Raw genomic sequence first — 17,372 nt, 5'->3', positions numbered from 1 at the left:
AGGTGGGGAGAGAGGAATAAAATTTAATCTCAAGAATTAAAAGGAAATAATAAAAGTTTTATAGAAAGTATTTAGAAAGTTCGCGTTTAAAGGGAGGGATTTCTGAATGGCAAAATTGATTTATCATACTGCAATTACACTTGACAATTTTATTGCGGATTCGAATGGAGTAGCTGACGATTCTATATTTTTAAACGAGGGTGATCATGTTACAGATTTCATATCCGATATTCAGCAATATGATGCGGTATTAATGGGTGGGAAAACATATGAATACGGCTTTCAATTCGGTCTTAAGCCGGGTGAGCCTAGCCCTTATGAGTTGAAGCATTATATTTTCTCAAACACAATGCAATTTGAATCAAACGATAAAGTGAAATTAATTAAACATAACGCGGTAAGCTTTATACAAGATCTCAAAATGAAGGAAGATGGAAAGTTGTGGCTCTGTGGTGGAGGGAAATTGGCGGGTTCATTAATTGAACATCAACTTATTGATCAATTAGTCTTAAAGATTAACCCTGTAATGATTGGCACGGGGATACCTTTATTTGGCAATGTTAAACTACGTTTGAATTTGGATTTAGTTGACATAAAACAATATTCGAACGGTGTCCTTAAATCAACGTATAATATCATCTATTCTTAGCAATAAAGGTGAAAATCAAGTGTGGATGGATCTCTTATTATTATAATATACGAGGAGTATGAAGATGGAATTACAGACAGAAAGACTTAAAATCGTACCTTGCACAGATGAATTATTATCAACGATTTCAACAGAAGAATACGAAATAGGCCCTCATATAACGATGTTTTTGGAGAAACTTAGAGAGGATTCTACTCAATTAGGTTGGGGTGTATGGCTAGTTATCAATAAAGAAAATAATACGATTATTGGTGATATTGGATTTAAAGGTAAACCTAATTCAGAAAATACGGTTGAAGTAGGATATGGAATTATACCTTCAGCACAAAACAAAGGTTATGCAACTGAAGCCGTAAAAGAAATTATTAATTGGGCGTTTACAAATGATGATGTTGATAAAGTAGTAGCTGAGTGCCTACATAATAATATTCCATCCATTAAAGTGTTAGAAAAGTTGAATATGAATAAAATTGGAACAGTGAATGATATGTTAAAATGGGAATTAAAAAAGAGAAGATGAGCTCCTATTAATCATTTTGATACTAGACTATTTTTTATGGAAACTAATAAGGATTGTTTGAATTCCTATTCGCCTCCAGACGGTAAATAATCTTTCATTTTTTTATAAGAAAATCAAATTATCAACTAAACTTATTTAAGACAGGGGCGCTTTTCTTTAGTAAGAATGCGTCTTTTGATATGTCCATACACAAAAATTGTGAAGACTTTCATTTAAACTATAGGGACTTTAGTAAAAGAAGAGATGGCTGCGAAGATCCTCTTTTTTTTTATTGTGCTAAAGGGGGCAGGTTTCCATTTTGTCAAAGAAGGTACATTTGCCCATTATAATAATGACTATGAACAAGCAATGCTCATTTTAAAAAAAGTTATCAAAATATAAATACTACTAAGCTTGGGGGATTTAATCTTTAATCCATAAAGGGTTAAGGTCTTTTTTTTGTTGTTGCACTTCTTTAACAATCCGGGCAGTTTTGTCAAAGAAGGAATTTTATAGAAATTATAAGAATACATAAGTAATTAAATTAAGTTTATAAGGGGATGGTTTAATGGCTTATGTCTATACTTTATTCGTTATTTTGTTAATTGGATACGTAATTTATCGAATCTATAAGAAGAACTCATCATCGTCAAATAGATATACACCATACGATGACATAACAAAGGGAAACAAAATTGATGTGAAACGTGATGATCCAATAGAAGACACTAAGCACATTATTCAATATGATGAAAAAGTAGAGAATGATAAAACTATCTAATGCTTAAGTTATATAGTGTTATATTTAGCTGAGGATGCGATTCTCAATAAAGAATCGCTTTTTTCTTTTCGTGCTATAGGGGCAGAAGAGTTGAAGAGAGGGGAGAGGTTTATGAATAGGAAACTACTATCTATTTTCACGATGTTTTTATTGTTAAGCATAAGTGTTTGGGGATGTTCTTCAAATGAAACACAATCGTTAGAAGCGAGGTTCAAAGATATTATGAATGAGAACGAAATCCCTTTTAATTCTATTTGGCATTTTGAAATTAAGGACAATGTAATAATTGTCTTCTATGAAGAAGAGCAAACATTAAATTTAGGATTTATAGAAAACAAACAAGATAATGAATGGAAATGGGTAACAAGTTCAGGTTCTATTGACATTCAAGATGGTGGCTATATAGCAACAGCCGAAATGGGTTTACCATTTTATATTACTGCAGTTGTTAATAGTGATGAAAATACTAAAGAAGTTGTTGTTCAAGATGAAATTGCAAAGCTAGTACAAGTAAGTCCCCAAAAAAAGGTGTGGTTTGCATTTACTGACAAGCCAGCAAATGAAGTAGATATTAAGGAAATGAAATAATCCTTCTTAAACTAAGGGGAACAGGTTTGTTTAATAAGATATAAACAAATTATGGAACTAATATCTCATTTTTCCGTATTACTATATATATTATTTGGATATGGCGAAAGGAGGAGAAACGGATGAAGCTCTGGTGGGTTGCAAATGTTTTTTGGTTAGTAATTTTCTCTATACTTGCTATCATTATCGGAACAAGACATGTAGATGGAGCCGGGGTTGTTCAAACTCCTGAAATAAGAATTATTACATTTATAATTTTAGGTGTTGCATTTGTGTTTATTCTTATCATACAACTAATCTGGTTTTATTTTGTTCGTAAACGAATATGACTATCATAGACATCCTTTTTTTATCCTAATGGATAAAAAGAGTTAGCATTGGTGAATAATTTGTGTACCCTATATTGCGAATTATGGAAATGCTATTTGGAATGTTTTAGGCCATGTTTGGAAGTGGCTTGTCTTAGGAGAGGATATAAAAAAATGATTGAATTAAGAAAGATAACCGGGGATAACATAGATGAAATAATAGCACTTAAAGTTGAAGAAAACCAGGAAGACTTCATAGAAACTACTAACCTCAGAAGCTTTGCAGACGCTCATATGTTGAACGCAGACGGGATACCAGCGAATCCTATTGCTGTTTATGTCGATGGAGTTGCGGTTGGATTTTTGATGTACATTTATGATACGTTGGACCATGAATCATTTGAAAATGAAGTTTTTTATGGGAAGAAGAGCTATTTTATATGGCATATTATGATTGATAAGAGTTATCAGGGGAAAGGATATGGCAAACTTGCCTTTGAAAAAATGTTGATGGATATTGAAACTATGCCATATGGGGAAGCAGAATATGTAACCCTCTTTTATCGAACAAGTAATGTCAAAGCTAAAACATTATACGCTTCATTTGGTTTTGTAGATACAGGAATCATTCAGGATAATTCGATGTTAGCGATTAAAAATCTAGATGAGAAAATAACAGAATCCATAGTAGAAAGGATATCTCGGAAAGAAATGTAAGCTTTTAACGTCTCGACCGATAATAAACATAAATATCCAGAAGAAAAAACCGATTTTGTTAACTCTGTCTTAGCAAAAATATAATATTTATACCGCAATTGGGCGCTTTCCTTGAGTAAAGAAAGCGTCTTTTTCCTTCATAAAAATTTGTAAAGATTATCACTTGAATTATAGGGGACAGGTCTGTTGAAGAAGGATTAATATCCTTTATTGTTGAATAAAACAAGTTAGAGTACATTTAGTGAAAAAAATGGAGATTTATATGCAAATTGAAAATCTCATTAAGTAATGATTTAAGAAAGATTGATCAAGAATTTAAACAAAAAATTGAGCCGTATCGAAGTGATTTGTGGAATTATTGTTATAAATTAACAAGATCCCCCTGAGATGCTGAGGATTTAGTGCAAGATACCCTATTAAGATCATTGTCAATTCTAGCTAAAATATTTCAACCTTTAAATACGAGAGCTTATTTGTTTAAAATTGCTACTAATCTATGGATTGATCAGTTAAAAAAAAAAACATACAAATTTGTCTTTCGATGATGTAGTTTTTAATGAAAAGGAAACCTCAAAAGAATTTTTAGTAATGGAACACTTGGATTTATTGGTAAGGTATTTAACTCCGAACCAATACGTGGCACTAATCTTATCAGATGTTCTTCAATTTAAAGGAAGCGAAGTAGCAGAAATTATGTCATCTTCGGAAGGGGCAGTTCATACAAACTTGAGTAGAGCAAGAAACAAAAGGTGTGAATACCATAATTCTAATAAAAAAATTAGCTATGCCCATGCAGTAAAAGAACTTCCTATTAATCTAACGATAGATTTACTATTAAAGGGATTTAGGGATAAGAATCCAAAACTAATAGCTTCTTTATTAGATGAAAAAGTAATGACTGACATAACTCATTCTGGACTAGAAATGGGTAAAAATGAAACTGAGAAAAACTCATTAAAAGATTGGGCAGAAATTGTTCAAAAACAACATAAAATCGTTTCCCAGTATATAGAGCTATGGGGACGGAATGTTATTATTGAGTTTGAGCGGAAGTTAGATAAAAAATTATATCTTAACGGAATACATGCATTTAAGCGGAACCATCTGCTTTTCCGTCACAATGAATGGTATCAGAATAGTTGGAGGTATAGATAATCTATGAACGTATCTTTTAAAGAAACAAAAATGGTAGTTGTATTGCTCATTTTGTTAGTAACAATTACAGGTTGCAACACAAAAATGCCTGTATCTTCAAATGAAGATCATTCTTTATCCAATCAATCTCAAGACACAGACTCTATAACCGAGACTGTAAATGAAAAACCACTTACCGAATTGACGAGCATACCATCAAACCCACCGGTTGAGTATGATCCTGCCTGGTCGGATCGAACGGTGAAGTCTTCTAACGGCCATCTTGTGAATAGTTGTGTTCCAGATGAGCTACGTGAAAAAGCAACTACATTGAAAACCAGTGATGGGGTGTATCTGTCGGCACTTGTGCTTGGTAGCGGAGATAAAGGAGTCCTACTTGCACACGAGCAAGGCTATAACATTTGCTCATTTCTTGACATGGGAACTGAACTGGCAGAGAGTGGATATCTAGTCGTTATTCCTGAATATCGTAATCACGGTGCCTCACAGAAATTCCAAGAGGATAATCAAAATATAGATCGTGATGCAGATGCGGCCTTAAACGAACTCAAACGATTGGGTGCAAAAAAAGTATTTTTGGCAGGCGCATCATGTGGCGGTAGTACAGCAATCATTGCAGGCGTTCGTCAAGAGCTGCCTATTGTGGGGCTAATTATTCTTTCTTCTCCTGCACAATGTGGGCCTCTTGATGCAATTCCAAGTGTCAAAAAGATTAAAGCGCCATCCTTGTTTGTTTTTTCGCCTGGTGATTATGGAGGCTCAATTGAAAAAGAAGTACGCAAATTATATCAAGCATCTGGAGCAACTGATAAAGAGCTAATTGTGGATGAGAGCGGTTATCACGGAACAGATATGTACCATAGGGGAGATCAGGGGGACGCATTAAAGTCCCAACTCATTGACTTTGTTAAAAAGAAGTTCAATTAAAGTAAAATCAAAATGAACGAAGCAAGTTCGGGTCTACTCGCTGATGCAACGATCGGACTTCTGTTCATCCGGCTCCAGTCCTAGAATCCGGGAGAGAAGTGAAGGATCTGAATGGCGGTACGATTCAAGTCATGCTAAGAGGGAGCCGCCAGTGAAGTAACGGGGGCAAGAGTTTAATATCCAGCTGCCAATTTGGTGGCTTTTTCTTATTATACTAAAGGGGTAGGATAGTTCAATTATGGACCGATTAAAATAACAGAAAAAGCCGTATCATGTAATCGATAAGGTTTAATTATTTGTTTCTAAGAAAGGATAGGATAATAATACTATTTCTAACAAATACAAAATAACTAAAAAATTTACGGAAACTAAATGTATAGGTGTTGTATGTCCAATATACATTTGCGTTCCAATCCCTACTGAAACGCAGTTAGTAAATGTACTTTGCATACTAGCTTTTCACCTTTTTTTGCAGAAATAATTTACTCTCGTAATACTTATGCTCCGTCTTCCCTTGCTCTATCTTTATTCTTAGAGATCGATGCTAGCTGCTTTATAATGCCCGTAGGAAACGATTCTACTAAACTGAGATGCAACTTCTCCTGCAGGAAGAGGAAGATCGTTTTTAATCCACCAAATTACAATTCCCATGAAAGACGATACGAGGTATTCGAGCAACAATTCCTTAGAAATTGTTAAAGGGGAATTTCCTTGAGCGGAATTCCAACCTTCGTTTAATTTATCTTTAATGATATTCTCCATTTTCTCTCGAAACTGATAGATTCTATTCTCTCCAATTAACATGGAATAGTAAAAAGAGATGTTACTTGAAATTTGTTCCAATATCGCTTGCATGACTGTCTCGAGTGTAGAAATACTAAAGGGACTCATATTGATCGGACACAGAACGACAACCTCCTTTAATTCGCTCAACAACTCATCCATACATGTATTTAATAAATCAGGTTTATTTTCGTAGTGGAGATAAAAAGTATTTCGATTGATTATAGCCCGATTGGCAATATCTTGGATTGTTATCGCTTCATATCCTTTTTCCTGAATAAGCTCGTAAAATGCCATTCGAATCGATTGTTTAGTACGCATTATTCTTAGATCGGTTTTTTTGTTCATAGTTTTCTCCCCCTAAATTTAAAAGAATTTTGATTATAATCAACAAAAACTTATTAATTGTATTTTATCCTTCAAAAGTAAAAATATTGAATATTGTTCGTTGTACTCATCACTATTATAATGAGCATTAGATAAATAAACAACATAGTGTTCATTATTTATCTAATGACTATAGACCCAAATGGAAAGATGGTGAAATAAGATAAAGATGATGGTTAATGTTAAAGATAGTCCGAGATGAGGACCATCCATCGCAAACGGAAATATTAACTTTTTATAAAATAGGAGGCTATTCTAATGACAGTTAACAATCAAAATGAACTTGTCCATAAGGCAATTGCTGTGCTTGAAAGTTTAGAAAGCGGCAATCCGGAAGCTATTACAGCTTACATTAATCCAGATAAATATATTCAGCACAACCAGTCCTTGCTTGATGGTCGTGAAGCTATGCTTAGTGCACTTGATCATCTAAAGGAAATTGGTACAAAGGTAAGCATTAAGCGCACTCTAGTCGACGGAGAGCATGTTGCCATTCATTCCGTATATGATTTTTTGGGCCCAAAAATCGCTTTTGATATCTTCCGTTTTGAGAATGGACAGATCGTCGAACATTGGGACAATATACAAGAGATGGTGGAAAGGACACCAAGCAATCATACGATGATTGACGGACCGGTTATGATTAAGGATATTGACAAGACTGATGCGAACAAAGTATATGTTAAGAGCTTTGTAGAGAATATTTTAGTTGGAAAGAACCCGGGCCTGCTTACCTCTTACTTTGATGGGGATAGCTACATTCAACATAGCCCACATATTGCAGACGGCCTTTCCGGTCTCGGTGCTGCATTGCAGGCACTAGAGGAGAGAAATATTAAATTTCAATACACTCATATTCATCAGGTTATTGGACAAGGCAATTTTGTTCTTACGGTGAGTGAAGGTTTATTTGATGGTCAACAAACTGCTTTCTACGATTTGTTCCGCGTAGAGAATGGAAAAATAGCCGAGCATTGGGACGTTATCGAGGCCATTTTGCCTGAAGAAAAACGGAAAAATTTGAACAGTAGATTTTAAAGTTTATATATCTGTTTGGCAAGAAAGTTATCTTCGAATTTAATTACGGCGATGTCTTTCATATCAAGAATGTACAGAAGTATTAAGTTTTATCATCAAAGGGGTACAGAAGCGTTGCGATAGCAACGCTGTTTTGGTTAATAGTGACTTAGTAAACGTGTGGTGCATCCGTATTTTATGGTGAACTTTCACAAAATAACATTGCACTTAATAATTAACTATAAGTTCAAATGAAAGAGATAGGGAGAAGAGGAACATGATAATGCTGAAACAAAAAATCACATGGTTGGGAGTTGCAATCGTCCTAGTGGTAGTCATCATATTTGGGTTGGCGATGATGGGATCGATTCTTGGAGCAAAGCCAAAGGAGCTACCAGTTGCCCTCGTTGTTCTCGACCAGACGACGGAGCTTCAATCTGGAAGAACATTTAAGGTTGGGGAGAAGATTCGAAAGAAATTGGTGTCTAATTCAGCACTGCCATTCGTCTGGCATCTCGTAGACTCCGAGGAAAAAGCTCAGGAAGGACTGGATAACCGCGAATATTACGGGGTGTTGGTGCTTCCGGCGGATCTGAGCAGCGGTTTGCTCTCACTGGCAACTTCCTCTCCTAATCCCCCTAATGTCAAGATCATCGTCAACGAGGGTATGAACACTCAAGCCTCGACGGTCGTAAGTCAGGAATTATGGAAAGCGATAAAAATGATCAGCGGGGATCTGTCACAGCTACTCTTTGAACAAATCGGACAGCAAGTTCCGGTTGAGGAGGCTAAGGCGTTAATATCACCAGTGAACATCCAAGAAGAAGTCGTGCATCCGTCGGGGGCGAACAATGCGTCAGGGAATGCGCCGGGATTGCTGTCCCAGATTATGTGGATTGGCAGCCTGGTGACCGGTGTAGTCTTGTTCCTGGCTAGCCAGAAAGCGGTAGCTGCGGGGTCAAGGAGGTCGATGGTCAGCGTGCTGCAAGCAATTGCGGGACTTGCGATTGTCGGCATAGCGTCGGGCTTCACCTTATGGATGGCTTCGTCGTGGTACGGCATGGAACTGGCGAGTATGAGGGCCACTTGGTTGTTTTTATGGTTGGCCGGATCAGCTTTTTTCTTAATGCAATCTTCCTTGTTGAATTGGATCGGATTCTCGGCTATGCCGCTGCTCGTACTGCTGATGTTCTTCTCTGTGCCACTGCTGAACATGCCTCCGGAGTTCTTATCGCAGATAACCCGAGATTGGATCTATTCATGGACACCACTGCGATTCGCGGCAGAAGGACTGCGGGAAGTGATGTACTTTGGTGGGGTGAGAGCGGTATGCATAAATGCGTTCGTCTTGTGGAGCGTCGCTGGGGGATTTCTGATGCTGTTGTTATCTTCCGGATTTAAAGCTAGCCGAGCGGCAGATGTAACTCCTACTTCTATGACAAGAGGTTATAAATCAAAGTAAAGCAATCAACGTTGTTTTGTTGGTATTTTGAAAATTATTGGCACTAGATTAACTTTTTTCATTGAAGGGAACTGAGCAGGGAAATAACTTTTTTTCTGTTGCAAAAAGATTGTGGACAAGTACACTTAAACAAACAGGGGCTTTAGTAAAAGAATGGATGGTGCGGCGATCCCCTTTTCTTATTGTACTAAAGGGGCAGTTTAGTGTAAGAAGAAAAGCCTAGATTTAAATGTAAGATATATAGATTTAAAAAAATGTTAATATTATTTATATAAAAGAAAGTGAGAGTGAAAATATGAATATTAGAGTAGCAAGTGAATTAGACTACCCTGATTTAAGACTTATATACCTAGAATCTCGTCGTAAAAGTTTTCATTGGGCAGATATAGAAAAAATGATTTTAGAAGACTTTGATATGCATACTGAAGGAGAGTATATAATTTTAGCAGAGGAAGATACCCATATCCTTGGGTTTGCTTCTTTGTACTTGCCAGATAATTTCATACATAATTTATTTGTACACCCTGATTTCTCAGGTAAGGGTGTTGGTAGTCAATTGGTTAATGCCTCCATAGAAAAAATGAATAAACCAATAAGATTGAAATGTGTATCTGAAAATCAAAAAGCGATGAGGTTTTATGAGAATAATGGTTGGAAGAAAGTTGTTGAAGAAGGTAAACCAGGAGAAAAATATTGGGTTATGGTATTTGATTAATTGTCTAGTATCAATTTTAATTTTATTATCAAACTCTGAAATTACTAAAACCATCTAACTTTAACTCGGTTATCCACGAATCGTTTTCAAAAGGTTGATCTATCTTATTCAATAACATTGGTGATAAAAACATATGAAACACCTCATATCAATTTTAACACGTTAAAATATGTAAATTTACTGGTGATTGAAGTAAGTTAAAGAAACATATTCAACAATAATTGAATATGTGGAAGAAGAAGAAAAATAAGCCCCTCTCATTTGGAGTGACCCCTGTCAAGTAGACAGTACTAAGTAAGCACCACTAAATAACCTGAGTTCTATATTCATAAGGACTCAGGTTATTTAATTTCTTTTGAAACCTCTGATGATTATAAAATCGTATGTATTTTTGTACGGCAAACTTAACGTTTGCAGCTGTTCGGAAAGAATAGAGATTAAAACATTCCGATTTAAAGTGGCTGAAGAAGCTCTCCATACATGCATTATCCCAACAGTTCCCTTTCCGAGACATAGACTGTTTCATCTGATTCTTTTTAAGAAGTTGATGATATAAACGCGATGTATATTGAAATCCTTGATCACTATGAAGGAGGATTCCTGTTACATCATGTTTCATTATTGCTTTCTTAAGTGTATCTACTACTAATTTTAAATCATTTCTACTACTAATTTGGAAAGCGACTACCTCATTGTTATATAAATCTATAATGACGGAAAGATAGAGTTTTTGCCCATTAAAAATAAGATATGTAATGTCTGTAATCCATTTCTCATTAGGTTTTGAAGCTTGAAAAGCTCTATTTAAATGGTTGTTTGAAACAATATAAGCTTTCTTTTTTCCGTAGTATGGTCGTTTCTGTCTAATTCTTGCGCGAATGTCAAGTTCATTCATTAAACGTTTCACACGTTTATGATTGATGCACAGATTATAAGTTAAACGTAACCACACTAGTATTCTTCGATATCCGTAAATACCCTTTAATTTTTTATGACACTCTAAGATCTTTTCTTTGATCTCTTCATTTTTCTAATTGTTTTGGAGAAGGGCATGACTGCCTTTTAACCCACTTATAATAGCCACTCCTTGAAACTCCTGCAATCTTACATAATAATTGGAGAGAGAAATCTCCTCCAGCCATATCTTGAATCACCTGATACTTCTTTTTCTTAGGTACTTCATCCATTCCTCCTTTCACATTTCTAAGAGCTTTTTTAGCATTTCGTTCTCTGCTTGAAGTAATTTTATTTTAGTTTCTGGATCTTCTGAAAGAGTTCTAGGTCTGCCCATACCGATTCCTTTAGACTTCCCCCGTTTCTCTTCAAGTCCCATCATTCCTTCATTATTAAAGTGGTTCACCCATCTTCTTACTTGATTTTTATCTATCCCTAACTCTTTAGCAATAAGGTTATAACCCATTCCTTCTTCTAGATGGAGGTCCACCACTTTTTTCTTGAAATCTATATCATAAGTTTTTCGCTTTTTCTCCATAAAAAAATCCCCTCCATAGTAGACATTAATGTGCTTTCTTTTTTCTGTCTACTATTAGGGGATCATATCAATTTGAGAAGGGCTTTTTCAGCTCTATTTTCTTATTTGACTAAAAGAGCAGGATAGTTGAACAAGAAAATATTTGGTAGAATTCAATTAGAAGGCCTTTGTAGAAAGGGGTTAGTATATGATATTGGTGAGTTCCTGCTTAGCAGGGTTAGATGTGAGATATAATGGGACAAATTGTTTAAATGATAAAATAAGAAAATTGGTTGAAGAAAATAAAGCTATTACAATATGTCCAGAATTACTTGGTGGGTTTTCAACGCCTAGAGAACCAGCTGAGATCATTGGTGGAAACGGAGAAGATGTACTGGATGGAAAAGCTAAAGTAGTTGAAAAATCAGGTAAAGATGTTACCCAACTTTACATAAAAGGAGCATATTCTACGCTAAAACAAGCAATAAAATTAAATGCGACTTTGGTGGTTCTAAAGGAAAATAGCCCATCATGCGGAAGTTTAACCATATATAACGGTGAATTTACAGGAAAAAAAATTATGGGGATGGGAGTCACTTCAGCTCTACTAAAAAGAAATGGAATAAAAGTAATTTCAGAGGAACTATTTGCAGCTACTTTTTAGTTCCTAACTAATACTGGCGTATTAATATTGTTTGTTTTATAGAGATTATGAAATATTGTATTTAAACCTAAGGGGTTTTTGTAAAAGAAGAGATGGCTGCGGCAATCCCCTTTTCTAATTGTGCTAAAGGGGCCAGGTTTGTTGAAAAGTGGTATTTAACTTTTGTTCAGCACACGAGGCATATAGGTAATCATTCATTTATGTACCTAAACCAGTGACCGTAACACAAATAGTATAAACTGTAAGGTGAAGATAGTGGTTAATATGAAAGATGCTGCTATGTAAATATAGCTAAATGACCGGAAAAGAGAAGTCCGGTCATTTTTTTATATGATTTTAAGTTGATTAAATAGAATGTCCGAGAAATGTATGCAATCTTGAAAGAACCCTCTTTTCGCCCATTACTTTCATAATATCAAACAAATCAGGTGTATTAGTTCTGTTAGTTAGAGCGACCCTAATTACCATCGCTACATCACCAACATGTCCTTTGTAATTGTTAGGATTGGCCTTATATTCTTTCATATCCTTTGCAAATCCGAGCTCATCTGCAAGTACTTTAATATTATGGAACCAAGTATCCTTTTCATTAGTAAAACTATAAGTTTTGCTGAAACCTAGTACTATTTCTTTCGCAATATCAAAACTTACATTTGTTGGTAACTTATAGCCACTCAAGACATCCTTTTCAAACAATTCATCATAAAAGAAAGCAATCATTGGCTTTACATCTGACCACTTTGAATAGTCCTTTCTTGGTTTCTCAATTGTTCGACCTATATTTAGAATGTCTACTGTGTATTCCTGATATTTGTCTATTAAAGTATGAAACTCAGAATCAAATTCTTCTGACCAATCATTTAAATAATCAAATACTTGTTTACCAGTGAGCCTAGAGATAACATCCCTGCTGACATCACTCAGTTTATTCATATCTAATAAAGCACCGCTGGCATTCATTTTATCAGGATAGATAAAAAAGTCTCTAAATGTTTTATTAGGGTTTGTCATCTTCCATTCTTCAAAGTCAGAATTGATGAGATTCATGAAGTATTCACTTATTGCCATTCCTGGATACCCTTGTTCTCTGTAATACTCAGCGGTACCATCAAGATCCTTTCGTTTACTAAATTTCCGCTTAGAAGCTCCAACTTGCTTCATGATTGGAGCAATATGACCGTATTGGGGTAATCTAAAACCCAAGGTTTCAAACAACTGAATATGGATCGGCACTGAAGAAAGCCATTCATCGCCCCTAATAACATGGGTTGTGCCCATCAGATGATCATCTATGGCATGCGCAAAGTGATATGTTGGTAAACCATCCGTTTTCATAATTACGATATCTTGGTCATTTTCAGGTAACTCAATCTCGCCTTTTACTAAATCATGGTACGTTATTCTTCTATCTGATGAACCCGAAGATTTAAGTCTAATAACAAATGGTTGACCATTTAAAATCTCTTCCTGTGCTTGTTGAAATGATATATCCCGATGTTTCGCCCATTGACCATAATAACCTGTTGTGACTTTTAAGTCTTGTTGACTTATTCTTATTTTTTGTAAATCATCCGTATCACAGAAGCAAGGATATGCTAAACCATTTCTGACTAAATGCTTAATAAATACCTTATAGATTTGTATCCGTGAGCTTTGTTTATAGGGCCCGTAATCCCCCATATCGTCACCTGAAAAGGTAGGTCCTTCATCGAAACGAATCCCGAAGTATAACAATGAATTAATGATGTTTTCGATGCTACCTTTAATTTCACGTTTTTTATCTGTGTCTTCAATACGCAAGAAAAAGACTCCATTACTTTGATGGGCTAATCTTTCCGATACTAAAGTTGCGTATAGCCCACCAATATTCAACGAACCCGTTGGACTCGGTGCAAAACGTGTCACCATAGCATATGAAGACAAATTTCTTGGCGGATATAGTGAATATATATCAGCCGGTAACTGTTTAACATCTGGAAATAATAGTTCTGCCATGCATTCATTTGACATGTCATATCCCCCTATAGATTAAAAATAAAGGTTGTATTCGTATAGTTTGTTGCTTTTGTAAAAGCCCAACTGCAGGCTTTTACATCCAATAAAGGATTCAGCGATTCTTATCGAGTTTACAGCACTTTTCTCAGTAAAATGAAAGGTGTAGTCGTGTTCAGTCGATAGTTATTAGTTAAAACTTTACTTAAATTGCAACAATGTTTGAGAAAAGAGACAAAATAAAAAGCCCTTCATCCTGCTAAGGACGAAAGGCATACTTCCGCGTTACCACCTAAATTGGTTAAAACCCGCTCATTATGCAGCTCATAATTACTTTACTGCACATTTCCTTAACGGGATTTCCCGGTTGACTTACTCCGATTTTTCAGTCAACTGCTCCAAGGCTTCTTTCATTAAGCTCGAATGCCCAATCTCACCAGCATGGGCTCTCTATGATTCGAGTGATTAATTACTCTTCCTCTTCACTGCATTTTACAATATGTGGATATATTTAGTGATACATTAATACATTTTTTTTAAGCTGTCAACATCTAATTTGGACTTAAAGGACGACATCTTTAGAACTTTCCGTTGGTTGGTGACTGTGGAAAGTAGAGGCTAAGAGATGCAAGTGAAGAGAGGAAGAACTGTATGAAAAATGAACCTTACTAATATTTTATTTTATATATAGAATAACAATATTGTTTTTGCCATCTTTATTTATTGTTGAATTAAAGTTTGTGAAGAAATGTACTTACATTAATGGGGGGCTTTCCTAAAAATCTGGCTGTTAAAATATAGTCTTTTTCTTATTCGACTTACGGGGCAGTTTAGTGAAAGAAGGAGGGATATATTTGCGGTTGTCGAAATATGTTTCTTAGAAAAAATAAAGTGTTTTTCAGGAGGAGACTATGGGATATATTGAAGATTTACGCAAGGTTGTTGGCAATCAACCTTTAATATTAGTTGGAGTTGCGGTAGCTGTAATAAACGAAAAAGGAGAATTTTTATTACAAAAACGAATTGACGGACTTTGGGGAGTTCCTGGTGGATTTATTGAATTAGGAGAATCTACTGAAGAAGCAGGGAGAAGAGAAGTCTTAGAGGAAACAGGAATTGAAATTGGTCAACTGGATTTGCTAGGCGTATTTTCAGGAAAACAGCATTTTGTTAAATTACCAAACGGTGATGAATTCTATCCTGTTACAATCGCATATATCTCAAAGGAAATCAAAGGTGGAGTTCTTAAAGCAGACGGTCAAGAAACTACTGAAGCAAAGTTCTTTAAAGCAAATGAGTTACCAGAAGGACTAAATCCTCTTATAAAAAATCTTATTAAACAATATTCAATGTCTTTTTCATAATTAGAAATAACAAAATTGTGAAGAAGTATACTTAAGGGTAATGGGTGCAATAGTTTAAGAACCAGCTGCCATTTTCGGTGGCTTTTTCTTATTCGACTAAAGTGGCAAGTTAGCTTAAGTAAATTATTTCACAAAATACCAAAATGCTGATTCTCCTAAAAAGGAAAATCAGCTTAAATTAGTTGTTTATTTAATATCTTCTATATATTCTTCTCTAAATTTTGCTTTAAGGTAATCTACTTCAATATTTAAAATTCCAATTTATTCCTGATGATCAGGAATAAATATGTACTATTAATGTAAAACAATATATAGCGGGTACTAATAATATTATGGGTCCATTATAATGAGGAAATATTAATGTATAAACCGACTGCACTTTTCGCATCTTTCTTGTCAATACGATAAATATGTTGAATAATTCATACACCCTCAAGGTTTTTAGCTGATATTCTAGGTGAGAAAGTTGAGTTAGTTAATATTATTATTTTCTATAACGTTTACAAACGCCGCTGCTGCAGGAGTTAATTCTTTAAAAGAATGAGCAATCAAGCCTATTTCCATCTCTATTGGAGGGTGAATACTACACTTTACAAAATCGTGGGAAATTGAACTTAAGATAAACTCAGACATAACACCAATTCCAACACCATTTTTCACCATATTAATTAATGTGTCAGCGTTTTGTACAATAAAGCTATTATCAAAGTTAATTTTATTATCTTTAAAAATCTGTGATACGACTTTTTCGTAACCTGCTTTACATAATATTAAGTTATTCTGGTGAGCAATTAAATCTATATTATTTTTCACTTCATGTTGATCCTGTAATATCCCAACCATCTTATCTTGAATAAGAAATTTATATTCATATCCTTCAACAGGAGACAAGACAATTCCAAAGTCAACCACTCGTTCTTCAACCCATTTGTTTATCTGATTTGGTGAACCTTCCATTAGGTCGATACTGACTAAAGGATATTTCTTTTTAAATAAAGCAATTGCTTTTGAAAGGAAAATAGTTGATGCAGCTGGAAAAGAACCAATTTTTACTCCTCCACCAAACAAGTTATTTTCTCTATTTGAAATTTGAAAAATTTTATTTTCAATATTCATCATTTGTCTCGCAAGAACTAATACTTCTTTTCCTACATCTGTTAGTATAAGTCCTGTTTTTTTATCTCGATGAAATATCTTTACATTAAGATCATTTTCGATGTTTTTAATAGCTTTACTAACAGCAGGTTGTGATATATATAAATCATTTGCTGCCTCTGTAATGCTCATTTTGTCTGCAACTTTAATAAAGATTTTTAAATTGTTAGTTGTCATAACCATTTTGTTATCACCTCATAACGATACATGTATTTGAGTTATATGTATATATAACATAAACTACAGATATACAGCAAGAATAATAGAATGATATCTAATTGTATCCGGATACTATTTTAAGGGGAATGAATTTTATTAGCTCTAGCTGTTACGTAAAATTTATAAAAACAAATAATTATATATAACAAGGAATCTTTCATTTTATAAAGTTTGTCTACCTTATTTATCTAAAGGGATATTTGTAGGTTCAGTAATAGTTACCGGTTTTGGAAAACCAGATACCTACTATGATCCAAGTTAATCGCAGAGAAGTATTGGGAATTATACGAAGTAGGAGGCTGCCCTTTAGTTGTGCAGCCGATCGCTTACACCACCGTACGTACCATTTGGTATACGGCAGTGCAATCGTATATCTGCATGCACGTACTGTTCTTGGAAGTCAAATTAACCAGCCAGTGCGAGCTTTTCGTTTGTTATAGAACTGGACAGCACTGGACTTCTAACAATGCGCCAGATAAATTTCGATATTCTTAAAAATATAGCTATTTAAAACACATC

The 17,372-nt window shown here is 34.8% G+C and carries 20 protein-coding genes, 1 pseudogene and 1 other annotated feature; of the genes and pseudogenes, 14 read left to right on the top strand and 7 right to left on the bottom strand.

Annotated elements, in window-relative coordinates; all coding sequences use genetic code 11:
- The first annotated feature begins 106 nt into the window (after nt 1-106).
- From NST63_RS19245 to NST63_RS19210, 9 genes and pseudogenes are all read left to right on the top strand, one after another.
- Nucleotides 107-649, top strand: a complete 543-nt coding sequence (locus tag NST63_RS19245) for a dihydrofolate reductase family protein (RefSeq protein ID WP_341043441.1) — start codon at nt 107-109, stop codon at nt 647-649.
- A gap of 64 nt (nt 650-713) precedes the next feature.
- Nucleotides 714-1,169, top strand: a complete 456-nt coding sequence (locus NST63_RS19240) for a GNAT family N-acetyltransferase (protein ID WP_341043440.1) — start codon at nt 714-716, stop codon at nt 1,167-1,169.
- A gap of 547 nt (nt 1,170-1,716) precedes the next feature.
- Nucleotides 1,717-1,929: a DUF3951 domain-containing protein gene (locus NST63_RS19235; RefSeq protein ID WP_341043439.1), complete on the top strand. Its 213-nt coding sequence runs from the start codon at nt 1,717-1,719 to the stop codon at nt 1,927-1,929.
- A 111-nt stretch (nt 1,930-2,040) separates the two neighbouring features.
- Entirely contained in the window at nt 2,041-2,517 is a 477-nt protein-coding gene (locus NST63_RS19230; RefSeq protein ID WP_341043438.1) for a hypothetical protein, read from the top strand.
- 122 nt (nt 2,518-2,639) lie between these two features.
- Entirely contained in the window at nt 2,640-2,846 is a 207-nt protein-coding gene (locus tag NST63_RS19225; protein WP_071977109.1) for a DUF3923 family protein, read from the top strand.
- A gap of 153 nt (nt 2,847-2,999) precedes the next feature.
- Nucleotides 3,000-3,542 carry a GNAT family N-acetyltransferase gene (locus NST63_RS19220; protein WP_341043437.1) on the top strand — a complete coding sequence of 181 codons (543 nt, stop codon included), beginning with the start codon at nt 3,000-3,002 and terminating at the stop codon, nt 3,540-3,542.
- Nucleotides 3,543-3,940: 398 nt separating this feature from the next.
- Nucleotides 3,941-4,087, top strand: a pseudogene (locus NST63_RS27820) (RNA polymerase sigma factor); the annotation flags it as partial.
- Nucleotides 4,088-4,130: 43 nt separating this feature from the next.
- Entirely contained in the window at nt 4,131-4,697 is a 567-nt protein-coding gene (locus NST63_RS19215; protein WP_212945923.1) for a sigma factor-like helix-turn-helix DNA-binding protein, read from the top strand.
- Nucleotides 4,698-4,700: 3 nt separating this feature from the next.
- Entirely contained in the window at nt 4,701-5,624 is a 924-nt protein-coding gene (locus tag NST63_RS19210) for an alpha/beta hydrolase (RefSeq protein ID WP_212945924.1), read from the top strand.
- Nucleotides 5,625-5,912: 288 nt separating this feature from the next.
- Here the strand turns inward: NST63_RS19210 and NST63_RS19205 are convergent, their stop codons facing one another.
- Both NST63_RS19205 and NST63_RS19200 read right to left on the bottom strand, forming a co-directional pair.
- On the bottom strand, nt 5,913-6,074 hold the full coding sequence (locus NST63_RS19205) for a hypothetical protein (RefSeq protein WP_341043436.1): 162 nt from the start codon (nt 6,072-6,074) through the stop codon (nt 5,913-5,915).
- 81 nt (nt 6,075-6,155) lie between these two features.
- Entirely contained in the window at nt 6,156-6,755 is a 600-nt protein-coding gene (locus tag NST63_RS19200; protein ID WP_341043435.1) for a TetR/AcrR family transcriptional regulator, read from the bottom strand.
- A 297-nt stretch (nt 6,756-7,052) separates the two neighbouring features.
- On the opposite strand from NST63_RS19200, the gene NST63_RS19195 reads away from it, so the two are divergent.
- From NST63_RS19195 to NST63_RS19185, 3 genes are all read left to right on the top strand, one after another.
- Nucleotides 7,053-7,832: a nuclear transport factor 2 family protein gene (locus NST63_RS19195; RefSeq protein WP_341043434.1), complete on the top strand. Its 780-nt coding sequence runs from the start codon at nt 7,053-7,055 to the stop codon at nt 7,830-7,832.
- Between the two features lie 256 nt (nt 7,833-8,088).
- Complete coding sequence (locus tag NST63_RS19190; RefSeq protein WP_212945927.1) at nt 8,089-9,273, top strand: YhgE/Pip domain-containing protein; 1,185 nt, start codon at nt 8,089-8,091, stop codon at nt 9,271-9,273.
- 295 nt (nt 9,274-9,568) lie between these two features.
- Complete coding sequence (locus tag NST63_RS19185; RefSeq protein WP_212945928.1) at nt 9,569-9,988, top strand: GNAT family N-acetyltransferase; 420 nt, start codon at nt 9,569-9,571, stop codon at nt 9,986-9,988.
- 304 nt (nt 9,989-10,292) lie between these two features.
- Here the strand turns inward: NST63_RS19185 and NST63_RS19180 are convergent, their stop codons facing one another.
- From NST63_RS19180 to NST63_RS19170, 3 genes are read right to left on the bottom strand one after another with little or no spacing between them, the layout of a single operon-like run.
- A complete protein-coding gene (locus tag NST63_RS19180) occupies nt 10,293-10,964 on the bottom strand; it encodes an IS3 family transposase (protein WP_341044220.1) in 672 nt (223 codons plus the stop codon).
- Nucleotides 10,965-11,010: 46 nt separating this feature from the next.
- Entirely contained in the window at nt 11,011-11,175 is a 165-nt protein-coding gene (locus tag NST63_RS19175; protein ID WP_212945929.1) for a hypothetical protein, read from the bottom strand.
- Nucleotides 11,176-11,183: 8 nt separating this feature from the next.
- Nucleotides 11,184-11,480 carry a transposase gene (locus NST63_RS19170; protein ID WP_071977797.1) on the bottom strand — a complete coding sequence of 99 codons (297 nt, stop codon included), beginning with the start codon at nt 11,478-11,480 and terminating at the stop codon, nt 11,184-11,186.
- Between the two features lie 187 nt (nt 11,481-11,667).
- Between NST63_RS19170 and NST63_RS19165 the strand changes: the two genes are divergently transcribed.
- Nucleotides 11,668-12,123 carry a DUF523 domain-containing protein gene (locus NST63_RS19165; protein WP_212945930.1) on the top strand — a complete coding sequence of 152 codons (456 nt, stop codon included), beginning with the start codon at nt 11,668-11,670 and terminating at the stop codon, nt 12,121-12,123.
- 345 nt (nt 12,124-12,468) lie between these two features.
- Here the strand turns inward: NST63_RS19165 and gltX are convergent, their stop codons facing one another.
- On the bottom strand, nt 12,469-14,133 hold the full coding sequence (gltX, locus tag NST63_RS19160) for a glutamate--tRNA ligase (RefSeq protein ID WP_341043433.1): 1,665 nt from the start codon (nt 14,131-14,133) through the stop codon (nt 12,469-12,471).
- A gap of 240 nt (nt 14,134-14,373) precedes the next feature.
- Nucleotides 14,374-14,610 (bottom strand) — a binding site (T-box leader).
- A 416-nt stretch (nt 14,611-15,026) separates the two neighbouring features.
- Here gltX and NST63_RS19155 point away from each other — a divergent pair.
- A complete protein-coding gene (locus tag NST63_RS19155) occupies nt 15,027-15,479 on the top strand; it encodes an NUDIX hydrolase (protein ID WP_341043432.1) in 453 nt (150 codons plus the stop codon).
- Between the two features lie 471 nt (nt 15,480-15,950).
- Here the strand turns inward: NST63_RS19155 and NST63_RS19150 are convergent, their stop codons facing one another.
- Nucleotides 15,951-16,817 (bottom strand): LysR family transcriptional regulator, encoded by an 867-nt coding sequence (locus NST63_RS19150; protein ID WP_212946585.1) that lies wholly within the window; start codon nt 16,815-16,817, stop codon nt 15,951-15,953.
- Nucleotides 16,818-17,372: the final 555 nt, after the last annotated feature.

Source organism: Heyndrickxia sp. FSL W8-0496, from assembly GCF_038007825.1.
Taxonomy (GTDB): domain Bacteria; phylum Bacillota; class Bacilli; order Bacillales; family Bacillaceae_C; genus Heyndrickxia; species Heyndrickxia oleronia.
This window is presented reverse-complemented; position numbering and strand designations above follow the sequence as displayed.

What these genes read in the sequence shown, in the direction of transcription:
- NST63_RS19185 (WP_212945928.1), top strand. Translation starts at nt 9,569, where the DNA reads ATGAATATTAGAGTAGCAAGTGAATTAGACTACCCTGATTTAAGACTT.
- NST63_RS19195 (WP_341043434.1), top strand. Translation starts at nt 7,053, where the DNA reads ATGACAGTTAACAATCAAAATGAACTTGTCCATAAGGCAATTGCTGTG.
- NST63_RS19205 (WP_341043436.1), bottom strand. Translation starts at nt 6,074, where the DNA reads ATGCAAAGTACATTTACTAACTGCGTTTCAGTAGGGATTGGAACGCAA.
- NST63_RS19200 (WP_341043435.1), bottom strand. Translation starts at nt 6,755, where the DNA reads ATGAACAAAAAAACCGATCTAAGAATAATGCGTACTAAACAATCGATT.
- NST63_RS19240 (WP_341043440.1), top strand. Translation starts at nt 714, where the DNA reads ATGGAATTACAGACAGAAAGACTTAAAATCGTACCTTGCACAGATGAA.
- NST63_RS19225 (WP_071977109.1), top strand. Translation starts at nt 2,640, where the DNA reads ATGAAGCTCTGGTGGGTTGCAAATGTTTTTTGGTTAGTAATTTTCTCT.
- NST63_RS19150 (WP_212946585.1), bottom strand. Translation starts at nt 16,817, where the DNA reads ATGGTTATGACAACTAACAATTTAAAAATCTTTATTAAAGTTGCAGAC.
- NST63_RS19230 (WP_341043438.1), top strand. Translation starts at nt 2,041, where the DNA reads ATGAATAGGAAACTACTATCTATTTTCACGATGTTTTTATTGTTAAGC.
- gltX (WP_341043433.1), bottom strand. Translation starts at nt 14,133, where the DNA reads ATGTCAAATGAATGCATGGCAGAACTATTATTTCCAGATGTTAAACAG.
- NST63_RS19220 (WP_341043437.1), top strand. Translation starts at nt 3,000, where the DNA reads ATGATTGAATTAAGAAAGATAACCGGGGATAACATAGATGAAATAATA.
- NST63_RS19235 (WP_341043439.1), top strand. Translation starts at nt 1,717, where the DNA reads ATGGCTTATGTCTATACTTTATTCGTTATTTTGTTAATTGGATACGTA.
- NST63_RS19215 (WP_212945923.1), top strand. Translation starts at nt 4,131, where the DNA reads ATGGAACACTTGGATTTATTGGTAAGGTATTTAACTCCGAACCAATAC.
- NST63_RS19245 (WP_341043441.1), top strand. Translation starts at nt 107, where the DNA reads ATGGCAAAATTGATTTATCATACTGCAATTACACTTGACAATTTTATT.
- NST63_RS19190 (WP_212945927.1), top strand. Translation starts at nt 8,089, where the DNA reads ATGATAATGCTGAAACAAAAAATCACATGGTTGGGAGTTGCAATCGTC.
- NST63_RS19175 (WP_212945929.1), bottom strand. Translation starts at nt 11,175, where the DNA reads ATGGATGAAGTACCTAAGAAAAAGAAGTATCAGGTGATTCAAGATATG.
- NST63_RS19165 (WP_212945930.1), top strand. Translation starts at nt 11,668, where the DNA reads ATGATATTGGTGAGTTCCTGCTTAGCAGGGTTAGATGTGAGATATAAT.
- NST63_RS19210 (WP_212945924.1), top strand. Translation starts at nt 4,701, where the DNA reads ATGAACGTATCTTTTAAAGAAACAAAAATGGTAGTTGTATTGCTCATT.
- NST63_RS19170 (WP_071977797.1), bottom strand. Translation starts at nt 11,480, where the DNA reads ATGGAGAAAAAGCGAAAAACTTATGATATAGATTTCAAGAAAAAAGTG.
- NST63_RS19155 (WP_341043432.1), top strand. Translation starts at nt 15,027, where the DNA reads ATGGGATATATTGAAGATTTACGCAAGGTTGTTGGCAATCAACCTTTA.